Origin of the sequence: Photorhabdus akhurstii, assembly GCF_019090985.1 — a bacterium.
GTDB lineage: Bacteria > Pseudomonadota > Gammaproteobacteria > Enterobacterales > Enterobacteriaceae > Photorhabdus > Photorhabdus akhurstii.
In genome coordinates this window covers 3,614,650-3,617,406 of record NZ_CP020335.1, presented here as the reverse complement: position 1 = coordinate 3,617,406, position 2,757 = coordinate 3,614,650, and the positions used below count along the sequence as shown (strand labels likewise).

At 37.1% G+C, this 2,757-nt stretch carries 1 protein-coding gene; it reads left to right on the top strand.

The window, feature by feature from the left end; genetic code table 11:
- The first annotated feature begins 2,334 nt into the window (after positions 1-2,334).
- Positions 2,335-2,754, top strand: a complete 420-nt coding sequence (locus B0X70_RS15850) for a DUF1795 domain-containing protein (RefSeq protein ID WP_217469779.1) — start codon at positions 2,335-2,337, stop codon at positions 2,752-2,754.
- Positions 2,755-2,757 lie beyond the last annotated feature (3 nt).

Here is a 2,757-nt window from a genome sequence, read left to right as displayed (position 1 = left end):
TACAGATATAGTCAGGCGTTTTAAATAACTTAACCTTGATATGATAATCCGGTATATATTGTTTATACCGGATTATTTTTCTACTTATTCTTTTTCCCGAGGTATATGCGCATTAACAAAGCTTTTTACTGATAGCTTTATGACGGGCAGGTTTTAAACGGTTATTAAAAACCCTTGTTTTAACCTCCGATTTTAATCGTTATCAGGTTTTAACCGCTGTTTTTATCACTTTTATTATCTGATTTTTATTCAGTTTAATCATCATGGCATATCGTATTTTACATTTAATAAACATTAATCGTACCCGCTTTTTATCTTTGCTGAGGCTGTTTACGCTCAATCCTGAGCGATTTCTATAGGTTATTTTTCGCCTAAATTAGGCCAGTCAATGGCCTGATGGTATTAAAGATACCCCCTTATGTTTTTTCGGATAATCAACTCTCTGTTTAGAAGTTAAATCCTACCGTATTAACCGTTTTACCCTCCTTTTTATTGCGTTATGTTTATAACTTACTCAGTAAAATAACAGTGAGAAAATATTTTAATATCAACATGCCGAATAACATTATTTTACCTGCTGATTTCTTTTCAACTGTCTGTTAATGGTTAATGGACTTTTAATACCAGAAAATTACTATCCTTATAAAAAAGTATCTATTGAGTTAACTCTATATTTTTCTTTTATATAAATCTTTAATCTCTCTGTATACTCACTTTTAAATTATTATAGCAGGGAATAAATCTCTTTATTCACGCTGTAATTTTTAAAAAATGGGCATTAATGGGAGACCTACTTTTTAAATCCCCAGATGAATTAATTAGCGATAAAAAACGCTTGCATTCACTAATAACTGGAAATACAAGTAAAAAGAGAAAGTTAATCACGTTAAAAAAAATGGCATCGGTAAAACAACCATCATTCCTGGGTTTTTCCTATTTTTTAAAGCAAAAATGCATCTAATAGATGGTTTTGATTAAGCAGTTTTTATCAACCTAATGTTTTTTCGTTTCCTGATACGTAGTTAACTTCCCTGATTTTATTAAACTGATGTTTAAGTTTTCTCTTTTCCCTGTATTTAGTTCTTCAACTTTAAAACCTGAGCAGATAACCGGGATGATAATAATATTTAAACTCAATGCCTGATGATTTCATCATGTTTAATAATGCTAATCTAATCAATCTAAAGGTTTATCAATTTTCTTTAATGATTGTCTCTGTTTTTCGTAAACCCCTTACAGCCCATGTAAAACCGCTTATTTAAGCACATTAGCTTAATTCGGTTAATCTGGTTAAAGATTTTCACTCTTATTATTGGATTAACGCGGTCACTTTGTTAATCAATTCAAGACTGGTTTTTCCGAATGTTTTTTCTGCCAATGTCAATGTTGCGTCGAATTTTCTACCCGTTTTTAAAAAGTTTTAATCACCTGTTTTCACCGTTAATGATTAAAGTTTTTACCTGTTTTTTCATCACACACTGACTATTTTTCTCCCGATGTTAAAACGACACTGACAAACCCTAAACGCCTTTTTAATAACGGTTTTATCATATGCGGATAAAGCGTATCTCATCTTGCCTGAATGAGTGAAAACTTCTGACCCTCTGGCTTTCAAACGATATAAAAAACGCCACCCCACCTGATTTAATCTGAGCGAGCCTTAACATGGCGAAGTCAATAAAAAACGCTAAAACGAAAAATCAAAGACAGTAAAAACAGCGTTAAAACCACTGCCGGTGGTAGCAAAAAGCGATAAAAAAGAAGTTTCATGGCCATGAAAACGGTCAGTACATCTTTTTTCATTTTATGATTAATGAAAACTCCACCGTGATAATCGAAGCGTTAAAAGCAGATACAGCCTAATATGGTGTCCGTTGCTTTCGTTTAATAAAATTCGGATGTTGGGTGAACGTAGCGGGTTAAAGGATTTGCGATTTATGTCACATTTATTAAGTTAATCAAATGGTCATCATACAAACAGACGGGACAACATAAGTTTTTTGTTATATGTTCCTGACTGGATATTAAACAAATGAACTGTTTAATTAGTTATCTTAACCAGACGCTTAAACAGCAATAGCATATCCCCGACGTTGCCTGTTCATACAGGTTATCAATAAGACTGTCAGCCACAGACTGCCAGCGCTTTCATCGTTCTGACATAACTTGCCCGAGGCGCTTTAACCTTTGGGGCAGCTTATGAGCTGCTCCCCTGACCTGATAATACGTTCAGTTAACCTTGTTATCTGATCGTTATTATCTGACCACGCAAGGTAAGTTCACTGGAACATGACAACCTGTTTCAATCAACAACGGAAAAAACATGGAAAACACATGGAAAACACAATCTATCAAATGAATGAAGGCTCACTGACTATCCCGGGCAACTGGCGGGATGAATCCATGAATGTCTTTGTGCTGCCGGACGACAGCGGCATCAATCTGGTGGTCAGCCGCACCCCGGTCCCCGCCGGCATGGATAACCACGCTTACTATGAACAGACCCTGGAACAGTTTTGCACCCATCTGCCCGGGTACCAGGAGCATCAGCGCGGCGAAATCACCCTCAGCCAGCAACCCGCCCGCCGTCTGGATTACCAGTGGAAAAGCCCGGAAGGCGACATGTACCAGACCGTGATACTGCAAATCCGGGGCACACTGCTGCTGACCTTCAACCTGACCTCTCCTGCGCCTTTTGAAGACGGTCAGCGTGAGGCATTGCTGGCAATTGTCCACAGTTTTCAGGCGTCCTGATAA

Coding starts and splice junctions, on each gene's coding strand:
- B0X70_RS15850 (WP_217469779.1), top strand. CDS start 2,335: ATGGAAAACACAATCTATCAAATGAATGAAGGCTCACTGACTATCCCG.